Genomic DNA, 19,221 nt, shown 5'->3' with positions numbered 1-19,221 from the left:
GATCACGCCGTCACGTGCCGCTTGATGCGGGCGATCAGGTCGTCCGCGTCGACCGGCTTGGTCACGTAGTCCGTGGCGCCCGAGGCGAGGCTCTTCTCCCGGTCGCCCGGCATCGCCTTCGCCGTCACCGCGATGATCGGGATCGCCGCGTGCTCGGGCATCGCGCGGATCTTCGCGGTCGCGGTGTAGCCGTCCATCTCCGGCATCATCACGTCCATCAGGACCAAGTCGATGCCGGGGTGCGACCCCACCGTCTCGACACCCTTGCGGCCGTCCTCGGCGTGCAGCACCTGCATCCCGTGCAGCTCCAGGATCCCGGTGAGCGCGTAGACGTTGCGCGGGTCGTCGTCGACGATCAGCACCGTGCGCCCGGCCAGCGTCGTGTCGACGTCGGCCGCGAGCACCGGCGCGGCGGGCTCGTCCGGGCGGACCAGCGGCAGCACCGCGCCCGGCTCCTCGGCCGACAGGTGCAGCGCGATCCGCTCGCGCAGCTCGTCCAGCCCGGACAGCACCTCCAGCGACTGGACGTCCGCGCGGGACTGCACCAGCTGCTCCAGCTCACCGTCGAGGCGGCGGCTGTTGTGCGCGAGGACCGGCACCAGCCGCAGCGCGGCGTCCCCCTGCATCGCGTCGAGGAAGCCGAACGCGGCCCGCTCCGGGAGGTCCAGGTCCAGCACGACGCAGTGGTAGGCGTCGGTGGCGAGCGCGGCCGCGGCTTCCTGCGTCCCGACCGCCGTGACGACCTCGACGTCGGCCGGGGAGATGCCGATGTCCCGGCTGTCGGCCAGGTCCGCGGCGGCGCTCTCGGCGACGAGCGTCAGCAGCCCGTGCTGGCGCTCCTCGACGACCAGCAGCCGCCGGTGGGCCCGCGGCGCCGACGTCGCGAGCCCGGTGCCCGCGTCACCGATCGAGACGGCCTTGCCGGGGTGCTCCCCCGCCGGCAGCGCGGCGAAGTCCGGGCGCGCGACCGGCAGTGAGAACGTGAACGTGCTGCCCTCGCCGGGCGTGCTTTCGGCGGTGATGAACCCGCCGAGCAGCTGGGCGATCTCGCGGCTGATCGACAGGCCGAGCCCGGTGCCGCCGTACTTGCGGCTGGTGGTGCCGTCGGCCTGCTGGAACGCGCCGAAGATCGACTCCAGCTGGTGCTCGGCGATGCCGATGCCGGTGTCGATCACCCGGAACGCGACGGCCGGGCCGTGCGCGCGCAGCGGCCGCGGCAGCCGTTCGGGCTCGACCGGCTCGATGTGCAGCTCGATCCCGCCGACCTCGGTGAACTTGACCGCGTTGGACAGCAGGTTGCGCAGCACCTGCCGCAGCCGCGAGTCGTCGGTGAGCAGCTCGGACGGCGAGCCGGGCGCCACGGTGATCCGGAAGTCGAGGGTGCGCTGCGAGGTCATCGGCCGGAACGTCGCCTCGACGTAGTCCAGCAGCCCGCGCAGCGGCACCTGCTCCGGGGTGACGTCCATCTTCCCGGCCTCGACCTTCGACAGGTCGAGGATGTCGTTGATCAGCTGCAGCAGGTCCGAGCCCGCCGAGTGGATGATGCCCGCGTACTCGACCTGCTTGGCGGTCAGGTTGCGGGTGGGGTTCTGCGCGAGCAGCTGGGCGAGGATGAGCAGGCTGTTGAGCGGGGTGCGCAGCTCGTGGCTCATGTTGGCCAGGAACTCCGACTTGTACTTCGACGCGATCGTCAGCTGCTGGGCGCGCGCCTCCAGCTCCTGGCGCGCCTGCTCGATCTCGAGGTTCTTCGTCTCGATGTCGCGGTTCTGCGTGACGAGCAGCGCCGCCTTCTCCTCCAGCTCGGCGTTGGACGACTGGAGCTCTTCCTGGCGCGCCTGCAGTTCCTCCGACCGCGTCTGCAGCTCGGCGGTCAGCCGCTGCGACTCGCCGAGCAGCTCGTCGGTGCGCGCGTTGGCGACGATGCTGTTGACGTTGACGCCGATCTGCTCCATGAGCAGCTCGAGGAACGCTCGGTGCACCGCGGTGAAGCCGTGCACCGATGCCAGCTCGAGGACGCCGAGGACCTGGTCCTCGACGACGATCGGCAGCACGATCAGGCTGGCCGGCGCGGTGCTGCCGAGCCCGGAAGAGATCGTCGCGTAGCCCGGCGGGACGTCGTCGACGGCGATCGGGCGGCGGCTGCGCGCGGCCTGCCCGACCAGCGACTGGCCGATCCGGAACCGGATCGCGGGGCCGTCGCCGACAGCGCCGGACTCCGGGTGGCCGTACGCGCCGACGAGCCGCAGCTCGGGGACCTCGGCGGTGTCGTCGGCCAGGTAGAACGCGCCGAACTGGGCGTTCACCAGCGGGACGAGCTCGTCCATCACCGCGGCCGCGACCACGGCGAGGTCGCGGCGGCCCTGCATCAGCCCGGTGATGGTGGCCAGGTTCGACTTGAGCCAGTCCTGCTCCTGGTTCGCCCGCGTCGTCTCGCGCAGCGACTCGACCATCGAGTTGATGTTGTCCTTCAGCTCGGCGACCTCGCCGGAGGCGTCGACGGTGATCGAGCGGGTCAGGTCACCCTCGGCCACGGCGCTGGTGACCTCCGCGATCGCGCGGACCTGGCGGGTGAGGTTCCCGGCCAGCTCGTTGACGTTCTCCGTCAGCCGCTTCCAGGTGCCGGACACCCCTTCGACCTCGGCCTGGCCGCCGAGACGGCCTTCGCTGCCGACCTCTCGGGCCACGCGGGTGACCTCCGCGGCGAACGCCGAGAGCTGGTCGACCATCGTGTTGATCGTGGTCTTGAGCTCGAGGATCTCGCCGCGGGCGTCGACGTCGATCTTGCGGGTCAGGTCGCCCTGGGCGACGGCGGTGGTCACCTGGGCGATGTTGCGGACCTGCCCGGTGAGGTTGTTCGCCATCGAGTTGACGTTGTCGGTGAGGTCCTTCCAGGTCCCCGCCACGTTCGGCACGCGCGCCTGGCCGCCGAGCATGCCCTCGGTGCCGACCTCGCGGGCCACGCGGGTGACCTCGTCCGCGAACGCGGACAGCGTGTCCACCATCGTGTTGATCACGTCGGCCAGCGCCGCGACCTCACCCTTGGCCTCGACGGTGATCTTGCCGGACAGGTCGCCCCGCGCGACGGCCGTCGCGACCTGGGCGATCGAGCGGACCTGGCCGGTCAGGTTGGACGCCATCACGTTGACGTTGTCGGTGAGGTTCTTCCAGGTCCCGGACACCCCGCGGACGGTCGCCTGGCCACCCAGGTTGCCCTCGGTGCCGACCTCACGCGCCACGCGGGTGACCTCGTCCGCGAACGCGGACAGCTGATCCACCATCGTGTTGATGGTGTCCTTCAGCTCGAGGATCTCGCCGCGCGCGTCGACGCGGATCTTCTGCGACAGGTCACCGCGCGCGACGGCGGTGGTGACCTGGGCGATCGAGCGGACCTGCGCGGTGAGGTTGTCGGCCATCACGTTGACCGACTCGGTGAGGTCCTTCCACGTCCCGGAGACACCCTTGACGTCGGCCTGGCCGCCCAGCCGCCCCTCGGTGCCCACCTCACGCGCCACCCGGGTGACCTCGTCCGCGAACGCGGACAGCTGATCCACCATCGTGTTCAGCGTGTCCTTGAGCTCCAGGACCTCGCCGCGGGCGGTCACGTTGATCTTCTGCGACAGGTCGCCCTTCGCCACCGCGGTGGCGACCTGGGCGATGTTGCGGACCTGGTCGGTCAGGTTGCCCGCCATGAAGTTCACCGAGTCGGTGAGGTCGCGCCAGGTGCCGGAGACACCCTTGACGTCGGCCTGGCCGCCCAGACGCCCTTCAGTGCCGACTTCGCGGGCCACGCGGGTGACCTCGTCCGCGAAGGACGACAGCTGGTCCACCATCGTGTTGATCGTGCTCTTGAGCTCGAGGATCTCACCCCGGGCGTCGACCGTGATCTTCTGCGAAAGGTCGCCCTTCGCGACCGCCGTGGTCACCTGGGCGACGTTGCGGACCTGGTCGGTGAGGTTCCCGGCCATGAAGTTCACCGAGTCGGTGAGGTCGCGCCACACGCCACCGACGCCGGGCACCTGGGCCTGGCCGCCGAGGCGGCCTTCGCTGCCGACCTCGCGGGCCACCCGGGTGACCTCGTCCGCGAACGACGACAGCTGGTCGACCATCGTGTTGACGGTGTCCTTCAGCTCCAGGATCTCGCCGCGCGCGTCGACGTCGATCTTCTGCGACAGGTCACCCTTCGCGACCGCCGTCGCGACCTGGGCGATGTCGCGGACCTGGGTGGTGAGGTTGCCGGCCATGGCGTTGACCGAGTCGGTGAGGTCCTTCCACGTGCCGGACACGCCGGGGACCTTCGCCTGCCCGCCGAGCTGCCCCTCGCTGCCGACCTCGCGCGCGACGCGGGTGACCTCGGAGGTGAACAGCGACAGCTGGTCGGCCATGCCGTTGAACACCGTGGCGATCTCCCCGAGGAGACCTTCGGCGCCTCCGGGCAGCCGGATGCCGAAGTCGCCGTCGCGCACCGCGGTCAGGCCGGACAGCAGCCGGCGCAGCTCCTGCTCCCCCGCCTCGCCCACGCCCGAAGCGTCCGCACCCGGGCGCCCGCCGTCGACCATCGCCCCACCCATCGCCCCACCCGTTTCTTCGGTTGTCGGCGCCCCGGCGCCGCCCCGGTGTGCACACCGGATGGCTCAGCATAGTGCAGCTGCACTATGCTGAGCGGCAACGGTTGAGCAACCAGCCGCGCCCGTGCCGAAGCACGTTTCCCAGGCGGTGCTCGCGAGTCTTTCCTTCCCTCCCAGGCCATCCGGCCTCCTTGACCCGTTCGGCTGAACGGCGGTACGACGTCCGCTGACGCCTGCGCCGCCGGCGCTCGTCTTGCGTCCACTATGGACACTCCACTGTGGAAGGCCGGCGGCGCGGGTGTGCGCGGCGCGCCCAGCGGGTACCCCCGGGCATGGATGCCGAGAACCTGGTCGTCGTCGGCAGCGGGCCGGCCGGCGTGTCCGCCGCCCGTGCCTACCGGGAAGCGGGCGGCACGGGAGCCGTCCGCCTGCTCACCGCCGACGCCGACCCGCCCTACGAACGCCCGCCGCTGTCCAAGGAGTTCCTGCGCGGCGAAGACGAGCTCTCGTTGCTGGAGAAGGACTTCCTGGCCGGGAGCGACGTCACCGTCAGCGTCGGCGACCCGGTGGTCGAGCTGGGAACCGGCCACGTCCGCACGGCCGCCGGGGTGGCGCACCCGTTCACCACGTGCGTGCTCGCCACGGGCGCCGAGCCCGCGCGGCCCGACGTGCCCGGCGCCGATCACCCGGACGTGCGGGTCCTGCGGTCGGCCGCCGACTCCCGCGAGCTGCGCGAGGCCGCATCGGGCGTCCGGAGCGCGATCGTCGTGGGCGCGGGGTTCATCGGCTGTGAGGCCGCGGTGAGCCTGAACCGCCTCGGGCTCCAGGTGACGGTCGTGTGCCCGGACGACGTCCCGCAGGAGCGGCGTCTCGGCCGCGAGGCGGGCGCATTCGTCCTGCGGTGGCTCAAGTCCGAGGGCGTGAGCGTGCTGCGCGGCACGAAACTGCAGTCGATCGAGGACGGCTACCGGGTCCGGACCGACCTGGTGCCGATCCTCGACGCGGGACTGGTCGTGCTCGCCACCGGTGTCCGGCCGCGGATCGGGCTGGCCGAGGCCGCCGGGCTGGCCATCGAGCAGGGCCGGATCCGCACCGACGAGCACCTGCGCACCAGCGCGCCCGGCGTGCTCGCGGCCGGCGACGTCGCCTTCGCCCACAACGCGGCGGCCGGCCGCGCCCTGGCCGTCGAGCACTGGGGTGAAGGCCTCGCGATGGGCGAGGTGGCCGGCCGGACCGCGGCCGGCCAGGACGCGTTGTGGGACGACGTGCCGGGCTTCTGGTCGGTGATCGGCGACCGCGTGCTCAAGTACGCGGCCTGGGGTGACGGCTTCGACCGCGCCCGCCCGGTCGCGCACGACGGTGACGGCTTCACGATCTGGTACGAACGCGACGGCGCGGCGGTCGGCGTCCTCACCCACGAGGCCGACGACGACCACGAGCACGGCCGGGAGCTCATCCGGCGCGGCGCCCCGGTGCCCGTGTCATAGCCAGTCCTTCTTCTTGAAGAGCGCGTACAGCCCCACCGACAGCACCACCAGGAGGATCGCCGAGGTCCAGAACCCGCTCATCGCCCCGCTCCCCGGGTACGGCACGTTCTGGCCGTAGAAGCCGGTCACCGCGGTGGGCACCGCGATCACCGCGGCCCACCCGGTGACCTTCTTCATGATCAGGTTCAGCCGGTTGCCCTGCAGGTTGAGCTGGGTCTCGCGGACCGTCGCGATCAGCTCCCGCAGCGCCTCGGTCTGCTCCGCGGCCTGCTGCGCGTGGTCGCGGACGTCCTCGAAGTACGGGCGGGTCAGCTCGTCGGCCAGCCGCAGGTCCGGCCGCATCAGCGAGCTGACCACCTCACGCATCGGCAGCACGACCCGGCGCAGCGCGGTCAGGCTCTTGCGCAGCCGGAACGAGCGGCGCTGCAGCTCGGACTGGTCCGGGCGCTCGTCGAACACGAGGTCTTCCAGGGCCTCGACCTGCTCGTCGAGGGCCTGGACGGACTCGAAGTGCCCGTCGACGACGTAGTCCAGCAGGCCGTGCAGGAGGAACGGCACGCCCGCCTTCGCGAGGTCGGTCGCGTCGTCCCAGCGGCGCACGACCGCTTCGATGTCGAACCCGTCGTTCTTGCGCACGGTGACCAACGCTCTCGGGGTGACGAACGCGGCGAGCTCGTAGGTCGTCGCGCGCCCGCTCTCCGCCCGGAAGTCGACGGCGTAGGCGGTCAGGAAGGCGTGCCCGTCGTAGCGGTCGAGCTTCGGCCGCTGGTGCTCCTGGACGGCGTCTTCGACGGCCAGCCGGTGCAGGCCGAGCTCCTCGGCGAGCTGGGCCAGGTCCGCTTCGGACGGTGCGCAGAGGTCGACCCACACCGCGGTGTCCGGTTCGGCCAGGAAGTCGGAAACCTCCGAGACGGGGAAATCTTCCTTCAGCAGCGCGCCGTCGCGGTAGGCGCGGGTTCGTGTCATGTCCCGAGGATGCCCGGCCCGGAAAGCCTTCACACGCCCGCGTAACCCGCGGGAACGGGGGTACCCGCCGATCTTGTGAGCACCTTGCTGGCGGACACCCCGCCGAAACCCCTCTCGTCGCCGCGCACGGCCGCGTCCGTCGGCGCCGAACTGCGTTCGCTGCACGCCGCGGGCGCGCTCGACCTGCCACTGCCCGGCGAGCGGACGGCGGAGCGCTGGGCCGCGCTGGCGGCGTTCGGCCGGCGTGACCTGACGCTGGCCCGCCTCGCCGAAGGGCACGCCGACGCGGTCGCGATCCTCGCCGAAGCGGGCCGCTCCCCCGTTCCCGGCGCGCTCTACGGCGTCTGGGCGGCGAAGTCCGGCGGCACCGGCGCGGTGCTGGAAGACGACGTGCTGACCGGCACGGTGCGGTTCTGCTCCGGGTTGTCCCTGCTCGAACGCGCCCTGGTCGCGGCGGGCAACCGGCTCGTCGAGGTGGACCTGGCCGATCCGCGCGTGCGGCGGCACCCGGACGCCTGGCAGGCCGTCGGGATGGACGCCTCCGACAGCGGTGACGTCGTGTTCGACCGGGTGCCGGTGGCCGCGGTCCCCGGCCCGCCGGGCTGGTACGTGACGCGCCCGGGGTTCGCCCTCGGCGGCGCCGGTGTCGCGGCCGTCTGGCTGGGCGGCGCCGCGGGCGTCTTCGACGGTGTGCTCACGTACCTGCGCGACTGCGGCGGGGCCGACGAGCACCAGCTGGCCCACGTCGGCGCGATGCACACCGCGCTCAGCGAAGCCGAAGCCGTGCTCGCGCAGGCCTCGCGGGGCGAGGTGGACGCACTGCTCGCGGGCACCTGCCGCGCCGCGGCGGAACGCACCGCCGTCGAGGTGCTGGAACGCGCGCTCAAGGTGACCGGGCCGACGCCGGCCTGCCGGGACCGGCGCTTCGCCCAGCGGGTCGCCGATCTGCCGGTGTACGTCCGCCAGCACCACGCCGAGCGGGACCTCGCCGCGCTCGGCCGCGACGTCCTGGGCGTCGCATGAGGACGGTGCCCGGCTGGCCGGAGGAGCCGTTCGAGCGGGCCCTCGTGGTCGCCGCGCACCCGGACGACGAGACGCTCGGCGCGAGCGGCCTGCTGCAGCGCCTGCACGCGGCGGGCACCGCGGTGACGCTCGTCGTCGCGACCGACGGCGAGGCGGCGTTCCCGGCCGCCGACACCGCGGAACGGCGCGAGCTGGCCCGGACGCGTCGGCGCGAGCTGCGGGATTCCCTGCGGGCGCAGGGACTTTCCGGGGTCGAGCCGACGTGGGCCGGTCTCCCGGACTCCGATCTGGCCGCGCACGAGGACGAGCTGACGGCCGTCGTCCGCGAGCACGCCGCCGGACACGACCTGTGCCTGCTGCCGTGGCCGGGCGACCCGCACCCCGACCACCAGGCCGCCGCGCGGGCGGCCCTCGCGGCGGCGCCGGTGCCCGCGCAGTGCTGGTCTTACCCGATCTGGTTGTGGCACTGGCTGCGTCTCGACGACCCGGCGATCCCCTGGGACCGCGCGCGGTCGCTGCGGCTCACGGAAGCCGAGCGGGACACGAAGGCCGCGGCCATCGGGACGTTCACCTCGCAGCTCAAACCCGGCCCGCGCGGTGAGGAGCCGATCCTGCCGGAGGAGGTGCTGGCCCACTTCTCCGGCGGGGCCGAGCTGTTCTTCCGCGAACCGCCGCGGACGTCGGCGCCGGTGAGCCGGTTCGCGTCGCTGTACGCCGCCGCCGAGGACCCGTGGTCGGTGGGCACGAAGTGGTACGAGCGGCGCAAGCGCGCGATGGTGCTCGCGTGCCTGCCCGACGAGCACTACGCCGAAGTCGTCGAGCCGGCCTGTGGCGTCGGGGCGCTGACCCGGGAGCTGGCGGACCGGGCGGGCCACCTGGTCGCGTTCGACCCGGTGCCCGCCGCGGCCGAGCGCACGCGCGCCGCCGTCGCCGGTCTGTCCCATGTGGACGTCCACATCGGAGCCGTGCCGGCCGCGATCCCGGCGGGACCGGTCGACCTGCTCGTGTACAGCGAACTGTTGTACTACCTGGACGATCGGGCGCTCGAAGAGACCGTCGAGGCGTCGGTGGCGGCGCTGCGGCCGGGCGGGCACCTGCTCGCGGTGCACTGGCTGCCGTGGGCGCCCGAGGCGCCGCGCGACGGCCGGGACGCGCACGCCCGGCTGCTCGCCCACCCGGCGCTCGAGCCGCTGGTCGAGCACACCGACGAGCAGTTCCTGCTGCACGTGCTGAGGCGCCGATGATCTCGGCGGTCGGCGTGGTCGTCCCCGCACGGGACGAAGCGGAACTGATCGGCACGTGCCTGCGGGCCATCGGCGAAGCGCTGCGGCGACTGCCCGCGGGGATCGCCCGCACGGTCTGCGTGGTCGCCGACCGCTGCGCCGACCCGACGGCGGCGGTGGCCCGCACAGCGCTCGGGCCGGTCGAGGTGGTGGTCAACGCGGCGCCGCGGACCATCGGCGAGGTCCGTGATCTGGGCGTCGCCCGGGTCCGCTCGGCACTGGGCGCCCCGCCTGCGCGGACGCTGCTGCTGAGCACGGACGCCGACACCCGCGTGACGCCGGGCTGGGCGCGCGCCCACCTGGCCCGGGCACGGCAGGGATACCACGCGATCGCCGGAACGGCCGAGCTGTCCGCGCCGTTCAGCTCGTCGGCCCGAGCGCTTTCGCAGTACGAGCACGTCCTGGACCACGCACGCACGACGGAGGGCCACGGCTCGGTCTACGGCGCGAACCTCGGCGTCCGGGCGGACGCGTTCGACGTCGTCGGCGGCTTCGGCCCGAGGGCGACCGGGGAGGACCACGACTTGTGGCGCCGCCTCGGCCAGGCGGGGTTCCGCCGGTGTTACGAGTCGGGCGCGCCGGTGGTGACGAGCGCGAGGCTGGACGGCCGGGCACCGGACGGCCTCGCCGCGCTGCTGCGGAGCTTGGCCGAGGACACGGTCGCCTGAGCAGCCCAGCCCCGGTTGTAGAGGTCGTTCGTAAAGGTTGTCGCTGTCGCGCCCCACCTCACCCGGGCGAAGATCGGCAGGCCGCAGCTCCCGGACGAGGAAGGCACCGGTGACCACCGCCTGGATGACGCTTCCGGCCGCGCTCCTCGCGGCGACCGTCCTCACCGGCACGCCCGCCGCGGCCGACGAGCCGTCGACGCACCTGGTCTTCGTGCAGCGGGTCCGGGACACCGTGCTCCTCACCTGCGCACCGCACGCCGGAACGATCACCTGCCACGCCACCCACCGGCCCCGGCCCTACCTGACCGCCGTGGTCACAACGCTTCCAGCTCCGCCCGGACCGCTGCCACGTGCGCCTCACCGCCGTACTCCCCCAGCATCTCCAGTGCTTCCGTGAGCACCTCCCGCGCCCGGTCGCGGTCACCGGCGCCCAGGTGCGCGCGGCCCAGCTCGGCGAGGGTCATCGCCTCGTACAGCCGAACTCCGGCCTCGCGCCAGAGTGCGACACTCCGGTTCAGCTCCGAAACGGCGGAGGCGTACTGCCCTTCCTCCCGGTGCACGATGCCGATGCGCATCCAGCCGTACGCCATCCCTCGGACGTCCCCGGTGTCCTCGCCGACCGAGACGGCTTCGGCGGAGTACGCGAGCTCACGGCCGCGGTCACCCTGACGGCCGTACAACACCGCCAGGTTGACCAGGTTCAACGTCTCGACGTGCGCCAGCCCCAGCGACCGGTTCAGCGCCAGGCTCCGCTCGCCGAACTCGATCGCCGTCTCGACGTCGTCGCCGAGGCCGAACACAAAACACAGGTTGTTGAGCGCGCCGGCGAGCTGGCGCTCGTCGCCGATCGCCTCCCAGTCCGCGAGGCTCCGCCGGAGGTGGGCGTGCGCACGGCGGAAGTCGGCCGCCTCACCGCCGTGGGCGAGCTCGGCTTCGGCGACGCCGAGGTCGTTGCGCAGGGTCGCGGCCGCCACCGGGTCGACGCCGTCGACCAGCTGCAACGCCACCTCGTCGACCTGGATCGCGTCGCGCCAGCGCGCCCGCGCCCGGTGGTACTCGTACAGGCCCAGCCCGACGGCGGCGATCGTCTCGTGCGGCACTCCCGGTGTCGCCGCGGCCTGCCGCACCACCGTGACCAGGTGCGCCTGGTGCCGGTCGAGCCAGCCGAACACCTCGTCCGCCGAAGCCGACGCCGACCCCGGACCGGTCCATCGCCCCGCCGCCCAGTCGTGGCGGTGGGACGCCGCCGAGACCAGCGCCATGCTCTGCCACGCCATCGCCGCGCACAGCTCCACCACCCGGGTGACCGCCGCGGCTCGTTCGCCCGCGGGCAGCCGCGCCGCGTGCTCGCGGGCGTACAGCCGCAGCAGGTCGTGCAGCCGGTACCAGCCGGGGGCGGGTGTGGTCAGGAGATGGCAGTCGGTGAGCCGCTCCAGCAGTTCCTCGGTCTCCCGCTCCGGCGCGTCGAGCAGCCGGCTCGCGACCGCCACCGACAGCTCCGGGACGTCGAGCAGGGACAGCAGCGGGTACGCGCGGGCGGCGACCGGGTCCAACGCGCCGAACGCCAGCCCGAAGCCGGCCCGGACACCCGTCTCGTCGAGCCTGCGGCGTTCGTCGTCGAGCCGGTGCGCGAGGTGCGCGACCGGCCAGTGCGGCCGGGTGGCCAGCCGCGCGCCGGCCAGGTGCAGGGCCAGCGGGAGGTGACCGCACAGCCGCGCCACCGCCCGGGCCGCCGTGGGTTCGGCCGCGACGCGGTCCGCGCCGATCTCCGCGGCCAGCAGGCGCAGCGCGTCCGCCTCGGGCAGCACGTCGAGCAGCACCTGGTGCGCCTGCGGCAGGTCGGGCAGCGCGACGCGGCTGGTGACGATAGCCGCCGAGCCGCCCGCCCCGGGCAGCAGCGGCGCGACGTGCGCGGCGTCGCGGGCGTTGTCGAGGACCAGGAGCACCCGCTTCCCGGCGAGCAGGGTGCGGAAGCGCGCGGACGCGGCTTCGAGCGACGACGGCGTCGGCGGTTCCCCGCCGAGCTCCCGGACCAGCCGGTCGAGCAGGTCGAGCGGCTCTGGCGGGTCGGCCGCGTGCCCGCGCAGGTCCAGGTGCAGTGATCCGTCCGGGAAGCGCCGGGCGAGCCGGTGCCCGGCTTCCAGCGCGAGCGCCGTCTTGCCGATCCCGGCCATCCCCGCGATGGCGACGACCACGCCTTGGCGGGGCGCCTCGAAGAACCCGAGCAGCCGCTCGAGCTCGGCGTCCCGGCCGGTGAAGGCGGCCACCCCGCCGGGCAGCTCCCGCGGGACGACGGCCGTGCCCGCCGGGGTTCCGGGCCGCGCGGCCGCGGCGGTGAAGGCGGCCCGGTCGTCGTCGGCGAGGTCGAGCGCGTCGGCGAGCCGGTCGAGGGTTTCGCGGTGCGGGAACCGGCGGTCGCCGCGTTCGAGCGCGCCGACGGCCTGCGCGCTGAGCCCCGCCTTTTCGGCCAGCGCCTCCTGGGTCAGCCCGGCCGCGCGCCGCAGGCGGCGCAGCCGTGTCCCGAACGCGTCCATCACCCTCCCCCCGCGAGGGATCCTACGTCGGGGCGCCCGGAGCATTGTCGGCGAAGATCGTATCGCTTATCGTATACGACACTGCTCCCCTCTCGACGCTGCGAGGTGACCCCGTGTCCGCCCCCACGACCCTCATCGCCCGCGACTTCACCGAGTTCCGCACCGCGGTTTCGCAGTCGTTCGTCCCCCTGCGCGTCACGGCGGGCGGTGACACGTTCCGCGGCCGGATCCGCTCGGCCGGCGCCGACGAGGTGCGGGTCTCCGAGGTCACCGCGGCGCCCCACGTCGTCGAGCGCACGCCCGAGCTGATCGCGCGCGGCGAACGGCGGTTCTACAAGCTGAGCCTGATCCTCGCCGGCACCGGGCTGCTGGTGCAGGACGACCGCCAGGCCGTGCTGCGGCCCGGCGACGTCGCCCTCTACGACACGCACCGGCCGTACTCGCTGGTGTTCGAAGAGGACTTCCGCACACTCGTGGTGATGTTCCCGCAGCGGCTGATCGACCTGCCCGCCGAGCTGGTCGGCCGGCTGACGGCGGTGCGGATGTCGGGCAAGGAGGGCGTCGGCAACGTCGTCGTGCCGTTCCTCGCCCAGCTCGGCGGCAACCTCGAGCAGCTGGCCGGCCCGGCGGGCGCGCGGCTCGCGCACAGCGCCGTCGACCTGCTCTCCACGCTCGTCGCCACCGAGCTCGACCTCGCGCACGCCCAGGCCGACCCGCACCACGAGCTGATGCGCCGGATCCGCGCGCACATCGACACGAACCTGCACTCCGCCGACCTCACCCCGGCGCGGATCGCGGCCGAGCACTTCATCTCCACCCGCCACCTGCACGGCCTGTTCCAGGAGCAAGGCACCACCGTGTCCGGCTGGATCCGCACCCGGCGGCTCGAGCACTGCCGCCGTGACCTGCTCGACCCGGTGTACGCGGGACGCCCGGTCGCGGCCATCGCGGCACGCTGGGGGTTCGTCGACGCCGCGCACTTCAGCCGGGTGTTCAAGACGGCGTTCGGCCGCGCGCCGAGCGAGCTGCGGCGCGAGTTGACCGTGCGCGACGGGTTGTTGTCCGCGGGCGCGTGACCACTCGCCGGGCGGGCGGGCCGACCCGACGATGGGCGCATGCCCGAAGCCCCCACCGACGGCTGGCGCACCTACGACGAGTTCGCCGCCGGGATCGCCACCTACCGCCTGCCGAACGCCGACCTCTCCGGTCGCGACGTCACGATCACCCTCGACGACGGTGAAGTTCTCGCACTGAGCTTCACGGACGCGGAAACCGTTGTCCACAACGGCGTCGAGGACCCGTACGACGCGGTCGCCGTGCGCGACGACGTCTTCTTCGTGAACTTGCCGCTCACCAGCGTCGAAGGCGAAGCGCTGACCGTCGTGTATTCGACGGCGACGCATCGCGCGCTCGCCGTCCGTTCGGTGATCGGCGCCGAAGACGTGGTTCCCCGGGTCTCCCAACGGTTCTCCGCGGGTGTCACCGCCGGCGGACCGCCCACCGGGGACGTGCCGGGCCCTTCCCGTGACCTCATCGGGAAGCGCAACCTCTACCGCTACAGCCCCGACCACCTCTACGAGCACGTCTACGTCTCGTCGGAGCGCTACGCCTGGCAGTGCCTCGAAGGCGTGCAGCGCGGCCACGGCGACATGGACCTCTCGACCGTGTGGAAGTTCGCCGACGGCCTCTACCTGTTCTGCTTCCGGGAGTTCCGGATCGCCGTGGCGAGCGTGTGGCTGCACGACCTCGGTTACGCCCTGCGCACCACCGGCGTCTTCCTCGGCCTGACCGGCGACGGCCGGTCCGAGCACTCCCGCGCCGGGGGTCACGTCTACCCGCTGGGCTCGGTCGGCTACCCCGACGCCCAGCCCGTCTGAAGGAGCCGCAAGTGTCCAACCTGGACGTCATCCGCGCGCACTACGCCGCCAGCGACCGCGGCGACCTGCCGGGCATGCTCGCCCCGCTCGGCCCGAAGACACAGTGGACGGAGGCCGCTGGATTCCCTTACGCGGGCACCTACACCGGGCCCGAAGAAGTCCGTGAGCACGTCTTCGAAGCGATCGGGCGCGACTGGGACGGCTACCGCTTCACCCTCGCCGACCTCCTCGACGCCGGCGAGACGGTCGTCGGCGTCGGCACCTACACCGGGACCCACCGCGGCACCGGAAAGTCCTTCACCGCCCGCGTCGCGCACCTGTGGCGTTTCGACGGCGGCGAAGTCCTTTCGTTCGAGCAGATCGTCGACTCCGCGCCCGTCGTGGCCGCGGCCCGGGAGAACTCATGAGAAAGATCCTTCCCATCCTGGTGGCCGCCACCCTGCTCGCCGCGGGCTGCGCCGGGTCCGGCGCGGGCGGCGGCGGCCCGATCGTCGTCGGCTCGGTGAACGCGCTGAGCGGCGCGGCCACGTTCCCCGAGGCCTCGCAGGCGGCGAAGGCCGTGTTCGACGCGGCCAACGCCGCCGGCGGGGTCAACGGCCGGAAGATCGAGTACAAGGCGATCGACGACAAGGGTGACCCGGCGGCGGCCGCGGCCGCCGCGCGCGAAGTGGTCGGCGGCGACGACGCCGTCGCGCTGGTCGGGTCGTCGAGCCTCATCGAGTGCGAGATCAACTCGAAGTACTACGAGCAGCAGAAGATCCTTTCGGTGCAGGGCATCGGCGTCGACCCGGCGTGCTTCGCCAGCCCGAACATCGCGCCGGTCAACGTCGGCCCGTTCCACGACATGACGCTCACCCTGCTCTACGGCTCGGAAGTGCTGAAGCTGACCGACATCTGCGCGCTGCTGGAGATCGCGGGCAACACGCTCCCGGCGTACCAGGCGGCGATCGACGAGTGGACGAAGATCACCGGCAAGAAGCTGAAGTACGTCGACTCGACCGTCCCCTACGGCGGCTCGGACTACACCTCCTACGTCGTCAAGGCGCGGTCGGCCGGCTGCAAGGCGATCACCGTCAACCCGGTCGAGCCCGACTCGATCGGCCAGCTCAAAGCCGCGCAGGCGCAGGGCTGGACCGACGTCACCTGGCTGCTGCTGACCAGTGTCTACAGCGAGAACTACGCCAAGGCGATCTCGAACGCCGGCGCGGGCGTGTACGTCCCGGCCGAGTTCTACCCCTTCACCGACGCCGGCAGCCCGCAGACGAAGGACTGGCGCGACCTGATGACGAAGAACAAGATCCCGCTGACGTCGTTCAGCCAGGGCGGGTACCTCGCGGCGAAGTACTTCCTCGACGTCGTGCGCGGCATCAAGGGTGACATCACCCGCGATTCGGTGACCGAGGCGCTGCGCGAGATGAAACCGGTCAGCGACCCGATGGTCGGGACGCCGTACGTCTTCGGGCCCGCGCCGACCCACCACGACAACACCGCGGGCTGGCCGATCAAGCTGGCTTCCGGGACCAACCGGTGGGAGCTGGCGGCGCAGGACTGGCTCCGGATCCCCCGGTCCTAGGAGGACACTCATGCTCCAGGGCGCTTTGGCCGGGCTTGCCGCCGGCGGCCTCTACGCAGTGCTCGCGGTGTGCCTGACGCTCATGTCGCGGCTGGTGCGGGTGGTCAACTTCGCGCAGTCCGCCACCGGGATGTTCGGCTGTTACGTCGCGGTGTTCCTCGCTGTCCACTGGGGACTTCCCGAGTGGCTGGCGACGCTTGCGGGGATCGTGCTGGGCGGCCTGCTGAGCGCGGTGCTCGGCTGGATCGTCTCGACCTGGCTCGCCGAGGCCGACACCGGGACACGGTCGGCGGTGACCGTCGCCGTGCTCCTGCTGCTGATCTCGCTGGCGTTCATCCTTTTCGGGAACAAGCCGCAGCCGTTCCACCCGCTGCTGGCCGGGCCGGCGTTCACCCTCGGCGGAGTGGTCGTCAGCCAGGTCACCGTGGTCACGGTGGCGCTCGCGGTGCTCGTGGCGCTCGGCTGCCGCGCGGTGCTGGCCCGCACCACGCTCGGCGTCCGGCTGCGGGCGCTGTCGGAACGGCCGACCACGGCGGAGCTGCTGGGCATCCCCGCCCGGCCGCTCTCGGTCGGTGTGTGGACGGCGACCGGGGTGATCGCGACGCTCGCCGTGTCGATCGTCGCGCCGTCGCAGTCGAACGACCCGACGTCCCTGGCGATGCTGGTGGTGCCGGCGGCCGCGGCGGCGCTGCTCGGCGGGTTCCGGCGGCTCGACCTGGCCGTGGCGGGCGGCCTGGTGCTGGGCATGGCCCAGGGCGCCGTGGCCCAGTCCGACCGGCTGTCGGTGCTGCGGTACTTCCTCCCGTTCCTGGTCATCGTGGCGCTGCTGCTGTGGACGCAGCGCAAGGAGGTGTGGGATGCGGCTCGCTGAGCGGTTCGGGCTGCCGCTGCTCGTCGCGGCCGTCGCCATCGGCGTGGGCTACGCCCTGAGCGTCGGGCTGGAGGGGTACTTCGTCTACCTCGGCGTCAGCGCCGTGGTCGCGGCGATCGCCCTGCTCGGGCTCGGGGTGGTCACCGGCACCGCCGGGATGATCTCCCTGTGCCAGCTGACCTTCGCCGCGGTCGGCGCGTTCGTCGTCTCGGCGTGCAACGTCGCGGGCGTGCCGGGCGGGTTCGTCGTGTGGCTGCTCCTCGGCGGCCTGGCCGCGGCGCTGGCCGGCGTGCTCGTCGGGCTTCCCGCCCTGCGGCTGCGGGGCATCACGCTCGCCGTCGTGACGCTCGGGCTCGCCGCGGCGGCCGACCTGACGCTGGTGCAGATCCAGTTCCCGGGCGCCACCGAGGGACTCTCGGTCGAGCGGCCGGAGGCGTTCTCCGACGACCGGTCCTACTTCCTGTTCGCGGTGCTGGCGCTCGTCGTGTGCGGGCTCGTGGTGCACTTCCTGCGCCGCGGCCGCTGGGGCAGCAGCTGGCACCTGGTCGCCTTCTCCGAACGCGGCACCGCCGCGGTGGGCGCCGGCGTGCGGACGTCGAAGCTGACGGCCTTCGCGGTCAGCGCCGCGCTCGGCGGCATCAGCGGCGGCCTGCTCACCGGCCAGGTCGGCCTGGCCTTCCCGGCGAGCTTCACCTCGATCCAGTCGCTCGCGCTGTACGTGCTGGCGATCATGTCCGGCGCGCACCTGATCGACATGGCGGTGTTCGGCGCGCTGCTCTGGGTCGCCGTGCCGGAGCTGCTCAAGCGCTGGGGCGTGCCGCAGGACTGGGGGTTCGTGATCTTCGGTGTGCTCGGGGTCCAGGCGCTCGCCGGGCGCGGCAACCTCGGCACGGCCTGGCGGAACCTCTGGCACCGGTCCCGCGGGCCGGCCGGCCTCGGGCTCACCGACGTCGCCGAAGCCGAGCCGCTGCCGCTGGGCGACCCGGTGCTGGAGGTGCGCGGCCTGAGCGTCTCGTTCGGACACGTCAAGGCACTGTCCGAGGTGGACATCTCGGTGCCGGAACACGGCGTGCTGGGCGTGATCGGGCCCAACGGCGCCGGGAAGTCCACTTTGGTCGACGTCATCAGCGGGTTCCTGCCGAGGGCGACCGGAACCGTGACGCTCGACGGCCGTCCCCTGACCGGCTCCCCCACCCGGCGGGCCCGCGCGGGGCTGCGGCGGACGTTCCAACAGGACCGCGTCCCGCCGGGCCTCACCGTCGGGGCCTACGTGCGGTTCGTCGCCCGCCGCCGGATCCCGGGCACCGAAGTCGCCGACGCACTGGAGTTCTTCGGCTGCCCTTCACCGCGGACGCCGTTGTCGCGAGTGGACGCCGGCGCGCGGCGGCTCGTCGAGGTCGTCGGGCACCTGCTGGCGAGGCCCCGAGTGCTGCTGCTCGACGAACCGGCGGCCGGGCTGCCGCACGAGGAGCACGTGGCGTTCGGGCGGCGGCTGCGTCAGGTCCCCGCGCGGTTCGGCGTCTCGGTGCTGCTCATCGAGCACGACCTCGACCTCGTCCGGTCGGTGTGCGACCGGCTGACGGTGCTCGACTTCGGCGAGGTGCTGGCGAGCGGGCCGCAGGCGGACGTGCTCGCCGACCCGGCCGTCCTGAAGGCGTACATGGGCGAAAAGGAGCTGCTGTGAACGTGTTGCGAGTCGAGGGCCTCACGGTGAAGCGCGGCGCCGGCCCGGTGATCCGCGACGTCGGGTTCACCCTCGAGCCCGGCCGCATCACGGCGCTCGTCGGGCCGAACGGCGCCGGGAAGACCAGCCTGCTCGAAGCGGTGTCGGGGGTGGTGCCGTGCGCCGCCGGCCGCGTCCACGTGGGCGGCGTCGACGTCACGCGGCAGTCACGGGTGGCACGGGCGCGGCTCGGCCTGGCGCACATCGAGCAGGGCCGGGCGGTGTTCCCCGGGCTCACGGTGCTGGAAAACCTCCGCCTGACCGCGCGCACGCCGGCGCAGCTCGAGGCCGTGCTGGACCTGTTCCCCGAGCTGGACAAGCGCCGCGACTCCCCCGCGGCGCTGCTGTCGGGCGGCGAGCAGCAGATGGTGGTGCTGGCACGGGCCTTCGCGGCGCGGCCGGCGTTCCTGCTCATCGACGAGATGTCGCTGGGCCTCGCGCCGGTGGTCTTCACCCGCCTGCTCCCCGTGGTGACGCGCTTCGCGGCCGAGGGCACGGCGATCCTGCTGGTGGAGCAGTTCACGCAGGCCGCGCTGGGGGTGGCCCAAGACGCCTTGGTCGTCTCCTCCGGCCGGGTCACGTACGCGGGGGACGCCCAGACCCTGCTGGACGCCCCCGCCACGCTCCACGCCGCCTACCTGGGCCGGTGAC

Annotated in this window: 14 protein-coding genes; 11 read left to right on the top strand and 3 right to left on the bottom strand. The window is 73.0% G+C overall.

Annotated features, from left to right (window positions below):
- Positions 1-2: 2 nt before the first annotated feature.
- Positions 3-4,556, bottom strand: coding sequence for a HAMP domain-containing protein (locus ACZ61C_RS08985; protein WP_465305607.1), 4,554 nt, complete (start codon positions 4,554-4,556; stop codon positions 3-5).
- Between the two features lie 341 nt (positions 4,557-4,897).
- Between ACZ61C_RS08985 and ACZ61C_RS08980 the strand changes: the two genes are divergently transcribed.
- Positions 4,898-6,052 carry an NAD(P)/FAD-dependent oxidoreductase gene (locus ACZ61C_RS08980; protein WP_465304549.1) on the top strand — a complete coding sequence of 385 codons (1,155 nt, stop codon included), beginning with the start codon at positions 4,898-4,900 and terminating at the stop codon, positions 6,050-6,052.
- On the opposite strand, the gene ACZ61C_RS08975 is transcribed toward ACZ61C_RS08980, so the two are convergent.
- Entirely contained in the window at positions 6,047-7,018 is a 972-nt protein-coding gene (locus tag ACZ61C_RS08975) for a magnesium transporter CorA family protein (RefSeq protein WP_465304547.1), read from the bottom strand. The two genes, ACZ61C_RS08980 and ACZ61C_RS08975, sit on opposite strands and share 6 nt — an antisense overlap.
- Before the next feature lie 75 nt (positions 7,019-7,093).
- Between ACZ61C_RS08975 and ACZ61C_RS08970 the strand changes: the two genes are divergently transcribed.
- The 3 genes from ACZ61C_RS08970 to ACZ61C_RS08960 are packed head-to-tail and all read left to right on the top strand — an operon-like array spanning position 7,094 to position 9,992.
- On the top strand, positions 7,094-8,041 hold the full coding sequence (locus tag ACZ61C_RS08970) for an acyl-CoA dehydrogenase family protein (protein WP_465304545.1): 948 nt from the start codon (positions 7,094-7,096) through the stop codon (positions 8,039-8,041).
- Positions 8,038-9,285, top strand: coding sequence for a bifunctional PIG-L family deacetylase/class I SAM-dependent methyltransferase (locus ACZ61C_RS08965; protein WP_465304543.1), 1,248 nt, complete (start codon positions 8,038-8,040; stop codon positions 9,283-9,285). The genes ACZ61C_RS08970 and ACZ61C_RS08965 overlap by 4 nt, the downstream gene beginning before the upstream one ends.
- Positions 9,282-9,992, top strand: coding sequence for a glycosyltransferase family 2 protein (locus tag ACZ61C_RS08960; protein WP_465304541.1), 711 nt, complete (start codon positions 9,282-9,284; stop codon positions 9,990-9,992). The genes ACZ61C_RS08965 and ACZ61C_RS08960 overlap by 4 nt, the downstream gene beginning before the upstream one ends.
- Positions 9,993-10,306: 314 nt before the next feature.
- Here ACZ61C_RS08960 and ACZ61C_RS08955 read toward each other — a convergent pair whose 3' ends face one another.
- Entirely contained in the window at positions 10,307-12,526 is a 2,220-nt protein-coding gene (locus tag ACZ61C_RS08955) for an ATP-binding protein (protein ID WP_465304539.1), read from the bottom strand.
- A gap of 113 nt (positions 12,527-12,639) precedes the next feature.
- On the opposite strand from ACZ61C_RS08955, the gene ACZ61C_RS08950 reads away from it, so the two are divergent.
- From ACZ61C_RS08950 to ACZ61C_RS08920, 7 genes are read left to right on the top strand one after another with little or no spacing between them, the layout of a single operon-like run.
- Positions 12,640-13,602: an AraC-like ligand-binding domain-containing protein gene (locus ACZ61C_RS08950; protein ID WP_465304537.1), complete on the top strand. Its 963-nt coding sequence runs from the start codon at positions 12,640-12,642 to the stop codon at positions 13,600-13,602.
- A 39-nt stretch (positions 13,603-13,641) separates the two neighbouring features.
- Positions 13,642-14,403, top strand: a complete 762-nt coding sequence (locus tag ACZ61C_RS08945; RefSeq protein WP_465304535.1) for a MoaF C-terminal domain-containing protein — start codon at positions 13,642-13,644, stop codon at positions 14,401-14,403.
- A gap of 11 nt (positions 14,404-14,414) precedes the next feature.
- On the top strand, positions 14,415-14,810 hold the full coding sequence (locus ACZ61C_RS08940) for a nuclear transport factor 2 family protein (protein ID WP_465304533.1): 396 nt from the start codon (positions 14,415-14,417) through the stop codon (positions 14,808-14,810).
- Entirely contained in the window at positions 14,807-15,976 is a 1,170-nt protein-coding gene (locus ACZ61C_RS08935; RefSeq protein WP_465304531.1) for an ABC transporter substrate-binding protein, read from the top strand. The genes ACZ61C_RS08940 and ACZ61C_RS08935 overlap by 4 nt, the downstream gene beginning before the upstream one ends.
- 10 nt (positions 15,977-15,986) lie before the next feature.
- Positions 15,987-16,847, top strand: coding sequence for a branched-chain amino acid ABC transporter permease (locus ACZ61C_RS08930; RefSeq protein WP_465304529.1), 861 nt, complete (start codon positions 15,987-15,989; stop codon positions 16,845-16,847).
- Positions 16,834-18,531: a branched-chain amino acid ABC transporter ATP-binding protein/permease gene (locus tag ACZ61C_RS08925; protein ID WP_465304527.1), complete on the top strand. Its 1,698-nt coding sequence runs from the start codon at positions 16,834-16,836 to the stop codon at positions 18,529-18,531. Before ACZ61C_RS08930 ends, ACZ61C_RS08925 begins: the two co-directional genes overlap by 14 nt.
- Positions 18,528-19,220, top strand: coding sequence for an ABC transporter ATP-binding protein (locus ACZ61C_RS08920; RefSeq protein WP_465304525.1), 693 nt, complete (start codon positions 18,528-18,530; stop codon positions 19,218-19,220). The genes ACZ61C_RS08925 and ACZ61C_RS08920 overlap by 4 nt, the downstream gene beginning before the upstream one ends.
- Position 19,221: the final 1 nt, after the last annotated feature.

It is taken from the genome of Amycolatopsis sp. NPDC104587 (genome assembly GCF_055583645.1).
This window is presented reverse-complemented; position numbering and strand designations above follow the sequence as displayed.